This window comes from Vibrio sp. SS-MA-C1-2, assembly GCF_021513135.1.
Classification (GTDB): Bacteria; Pseudomonadota; Gammaproteobacteria; order Enterobacterales; family Vibrionaceae.
Map to the genome: position 1 here is coordinate 19598 of NZ_CP090982.1, position 4648 is coordinate 24245.

General features: G+C 38.0%; 6 protein-coding genes and 1 pseudogene. 2 read left to right on the forward strand and 5 right to left on the reverse strand.

From position 1 onward, the window contains the following. Nucleotides 1–11 precede the first annotated feature (11 nt). Nucleotides 12–140 (reverse strand): annotated as a pseudogene (locus L0B53_RS19635) (LysR family transcriptional regulator); the annotation flags it as partial. 206 nt (nucleotides 141–346) lie between these two features. Here L0B53_RS19635 and L0B53_RS18385 point away from each other — a divergent pair. Together L0B53_RS18385 and L0B53_RS18390 are read left to right on the forward strand one after the other, a co-directional pair. Beyond that, nucleotides 347–1138, forward strand: a complete 792-nt coding sequence (locus tag L0B53_RS18385) for a phytanoyl-CoA dioxygenase family protein (protein WP_235062413.1) — start codon at nucleotides 347–349, stop codon at nucleotides 1136–1138. A 219-nt stretch (nucleotides 1139–1357) separates the two neighbouring features. After that, a complete protein-coding gene (locus L0B53_RS18390; protein ID WP_235062414.1) occupies nucleotides 1358–1738 on the forward strand; it encodes a thiol-disulfide oxidoreductase DCC family protein in 381 nt (126 codons plus the stop codon). A 40-nt stretch (nucleotides 1739–1778) separates the two neighbouring features. Here L0B53_RS18390 and L0B53_RS18395 read toward each other — a convergent pair whose 3' ends face one another. The 4 genes from L0B53_RS18395 to L0B53_RS18410 are packed head-to-tail and all read right to left on the reverse strand — an operon-like array spanning nucleotide 1779 to nucleotide 4058. Beyond that, entirely contained in the window at nucleotides 1779–2201 is a 423-nt protein-coding gene (locus L0B53_RS18395) for a DUF1284 domain-containing protein (RefSeq protein WP_235062415.1), read from the reverse strand. A 30-nt stretch (nucleotides 2202–2231) separates the two neighbouring features. Next, nucleotides 2232–2834: an energy-coupling factor transporter transmembrane protein EcfT gene (locus L0B53_RS18400; RefSeq protein ID WP_235062416.1), complete on the reverse strand. Its 603-nt coding sequence runs from the start codon at nucleotides 2832–2834 to the stop codon at nucleotides 2232–2234. Continuing rightward, complete coding sequence (locus L0B53_RS18405) at nucleotides 2828–3499, reverse strand: energy-coupling factor ABC transporter ATP-binding protein (protein WP_235062417.1); 672 nt, start codon at nucleotides 3497–3499, stop codon at nucleotides 2828–2830. Before L0B53_RS18405 ends, L0B53_RS18400 begins: the two co-directional genes overlap by 7 nt. Nucleotide 3500: 1 nt before the next feature. After that, complete coding sequence (locus tag L0B53_RS18410) at nucleotides 3501–4058, reverse strand: biotin transporter BioY (RefSeq protein ID WP_235062418.1); 558 nt, start codon at nucleotides 4056–4058, stop codon at nucleotides 3501–3503. Nucleotides 4059–4648 lie beyond the last annotated feature (590 nt).

Sequence of the window (4648 nt, forward strand, 5' to 3'; positions counted from 1 at the left end):
TTACACTTTAACAGCGACTCCAGCTCATTTAATCGCTTACTCACCGCAGACTTTGCTATATTTAACTGTTCAGCCGCTTTAGTAATACTCCCCGACTCGACAATAGTAATAAATAATTGCATATACTCTAATTGACCCATAAGCCCTCTTTATTGATAAAGTTACAACAACTTAAGCTTATTAGAGTATTTCACACTAGGATAAATTATTCCCGTACTTAAGAGAAAAAACAGATCATTACCGCATAAAAACTAGCATAAAGGAGGCAATAAAAAGGGTAGCCCCAGTTTATGCAAAAGTTTATTATAGGGCCTCAGACAGACTCCCCCAGATTTAAAGGCTACCAGTGATAGAGTGCAACCAACCATTAAGCCACCATTATGAAAAAGAAGGTTACTTTGTTATTAGAAATTATTTTGATGAAGCTGAAATTTTATCACTAAGAAAAGTCATCCTCAAATTCCATCAAGAGTGGAAAACAGATAACGGGCAGTTTTATCAAGAAGAAGCCTTCAATTCTAGCCTTATAACAGGGAGTGAATATTTATCAGACAATGATAGAGCCACCCTATTCAACTTCATTAGCTCACAAAAAATGATGGAAGTCATCGATACGGTGATACCAAAAAAACCGTCATTTATGAATACACAGCTGTTTTTTAACCCAGTAAACCCGCAACAAAAAGATTTCTGGCACCGAGACTGTCAATATGACTATGATATTGAAGATCAGATGAAAGTTATTATGGAAACTCAGGTTTTACACCTTCGTATTCCCCTATTTGATGAACTAGGAATGGAGGTTATCCCCGGAACACACAAACGGTGGGATAATGATGAAGAGTTCAATGTTCGCCAAGAAATGAACGGCAAAGTGAGCAGCGATAATATCTCTGGTGGTAAACAGATCCCTTTATCCGCAGGTGACTTATTGGTGTTTAGTGCGGATATGATCCACCGCGGCCTCTATGGTTTAGATCGCTTAGCCTGGGATATTTTAATTTTTGAATCTGCCGCTGATTATGCAGATTACGTCGATGATGATTGCTTGCCCACTCAAGGAATGTTGAAAAACATGGCTAACCCACGATTATTTTTAAATACCTTAGATCTAAAATCCACAGTTGGTAATGAATAGCACCATGTTGATTTATAAAAAATTAACAATTAACTTACGCCAAAAAGTAACACTTATTCAGAACATAAAACCCCTCTGATTTCCACCAGTATAGCGTAAATTATTACTCCACTTTTCTACATTTGAACTATGATTATGGGTAGATAATTGATAAAGGAACCGACAGAAAAGTATAAACCATCACTCTTTCATTCTTATCAACCGTGCGTGGAGGTAGCAATGATTACTGTATTCTATGATGGGAAATGTGGCCTATGTTCACGAGAAATCAACCATTATCGAGAAATTGCCCCCATAGGCATATTTAAATGGCAAGATGTCACCGTATCTAACCGTGAATTAGAAAAAGAAGGGATTACTCTCTCGGAAGGTCTAAAAATTATCCATGCAAAAGATGCCAAAGGTCGCCTTTATCGGGGGGTTGATGCCTTCATTTTAATTTGGAAACAACTTAACCGATGGTCGATATTAGCCAATATTATCTCTCTCCCTGTAATCCGACAATGCGTAGATATTGCCTATATCTACTTTGCTAACTGGCGATTTAATCGTCTAAGCCATTGTCAAATGGCCTCTAAAGAAGACAACAAAAAGAGCTAAATTCCACCCTTTTTATTAACGAATGAAAATCGAAAGCGTTCTATTGCGATAATAAAATTGAATCTACAAATTGTTTATTTGCTTGTTCATCGCAGAGATCTTTCCATTGGCAAGCGATACAACCGCCTCTTATTTTCCCTGAAGCAAAAAGGTCACGACTGTTATCATTGAAAATATCATCACTATTTATCAGAGTCCCTATTCGCAATGTTAATGGGCTGTTCTGGTTAAAGTCATCAATGACCGCTTGATCTCTCTGGCTAATCCTCCCTTCATAACAGTGATGGTGAGGATCATGACAAACAGGTTGGCAAATATCATCCGGCTCAGCCGTTATCATCAATAGCTCTCCCCTTTTAATCCTCTGGATAATGTCATAATAATTAACGATAAAAGCCTGAGTATACCCTTGACCAGAAAAAGTTAAGCAACATAGAAGATGATGGGGACGTATTTTTATCATGGTAATACCCTAATATCCTATGGATTAAAATTAAAGATGAGTACCTGCCGATCGCGCAGTAATCGCATCCGACATCTCATCCGCCGATTTTAACACGCGAATAATGGTGATCATCGCAAGGGAGTGCCAGCTATTTTTTAGACCTCTGACTTGCTGTGCCTCTTTAACTTCTGTGAATATTTCGCGTATCTTAGGGATATAACGAATAGCAAGGGAGATGGCTAAGCTCACTTTATTGGCCTTTTCTCGACTAACAATCACTCTTAGTCCATGATTAATCGTATCAATTAATTGGCTGGTTGTCGTTGTCACTGTCATCAACATCGCCAATGATAAAATCACCATAAATCGCGTTACCGTATACATAGCCGATGAAAGATCATTAAAGAAAATTTGCGCCATAAATAACAATAAGGCAGGAAAAATCATCGACTTGAATAACCTAACTAGCTGATGAACCGTCACCTTAGCCAAACAATACAACGTGCCACTAAAAAGGGCGACAGCCGCTAAGACGATTCCAGAATTAACAATAAAAACCCCAGTACAGATAAACATCAACCCCATCAGCTTAACCCCCGCTGACAGACGATGAAGCGCGCTATCACTTCCTATATACGCCATCCCTAGCATAGGGATATCTCCTTATACTTAGCGATCATATCTAAAGGTGATCCCACACCCATCACCTCACCTTGATGGAATAAAATCACCTGCTCCATCTCACTGATCAGCCCTAAATCATGGCTAACAATAATTAATGTCTGCTCTAAACCCGCCAATAGATGAATTAACCGACCACGATTTTTTAGATCGAGCAGGGTCGTTGGCTCATCCAAAATAATATAGTCCGGCTGCATAATTAATACCCCAAGTAGCGCGATTAACTGTTTTTCGCCGCCACTTAACTGATGAGTTAGGCACTTTTGTAAATGTTCTAAGCCAAACTGACCAAGAAACTGACTAACCCGCTGAGAGATTTGCTCTTTTGTTAATCCACTATTTTTCAAACCAAACGCTAAATCTTCTTCTACAATCGGAAAAATGATTTGATTATCTGGATTTTGAAAGACAAAACCCATGTGTTGTTGGCGAGGTAAAGAGCCCCCTTGGCTATCAAAGATAGTAATCTCCCCAGATGTCGGTGTTTCTAGGCCATTTAACAATTTACTAAATGAAGTTTTTCCACTGCCATTATGACCAATGATCCCAATTCGCTTCGCTGTCAGCGTTAATGAGATATTTGAGAGTAAGGTTTTACCGTCTTTTTTTAATACAATATCATGACAAGAAATCATCTTATTTATCTTTACTCGGTTGTTTAATCATTGGGTAGTAGTTTGAAATAGCAAAGATAATGCTTGATGCAATCATCGCTTTTACTGTATCCCCTACGATAAAAACCGATGAACCAATAAAAGCACTAGCTAAAGACATGTTCGCCATATAAGAGAGCCATGGGACACCAATGAGATAAACCACACCAATGCCACTCACCAGGCACATGAAAAATATTTTCACTCGGCTTAAATGATGCCAGTTCTTTTCAACAAGCCATCCCATCAAATATGCCGCCAAAGGCCAGCTAATCAAAAATCCCCCCGTCAATCCAAAGAAGACTGAGATGCCTCCCCCACCACCAGGAAGCAATGGAAGTCCGATAAAAACTAAAACTAAAAATAGGGTGATCGATAAAAATCCCCGTTTGCTACCTAAAATACCTCCAGCGAGCATCACCCCCAAGGTTTGTGCGGTAATGGGAGCCGGAATTAAAGGTAATGTTATGGGCGGAAAAAGGGCTAATACTGCGGTGATAGCGGCAAAAAGTGAGATTAAGACAATGTCTTTAATTTCCATTGAAAGGTTCCATCCTAATTATTATTTTATCTGTCATACGTCAAGGTTGAATGTTTTTTATACATGATGACAAATCACAGCCAAAAATGTAAACATTCTTACTTTAAAAAAGTTTACATGTTTGTTTTTTACTGTCAATAGTTATCTGTTTTCAGCAAAGAGGAACAATAATGGCAGAGTTGCCTGTATAAAATTTAAAAGGATAAGTTGAAGTATAAAGGGAAGAGGAAATATTCAATCAAGTATATTTTCGGTAGAATTCTTTTTGCGATGATATATTGCTGAACAAAGATGAGTTAGATAGCCTCTATTATTGATATAAAGAGAATCATTAAGCACTTCGATTTAATAAGTAGAAGAAAAACCACTACTTCCTAAGTGATCGCATCTACATTTACTGACTCACTGATAGATAATGCATCTGAATGACGAGGTGATGTATTATCTCCATAAGAGAGCCCACTGGTATCATAATCAATGCGACATTTATCAAAAGGTGTTCAGGTGTGACATCAACTTTAACTGAATAAAAAAAGCTACAATAAGCAGCTTTATGGGAACGATCATAGAATTAAAATAGAAAAGACCAA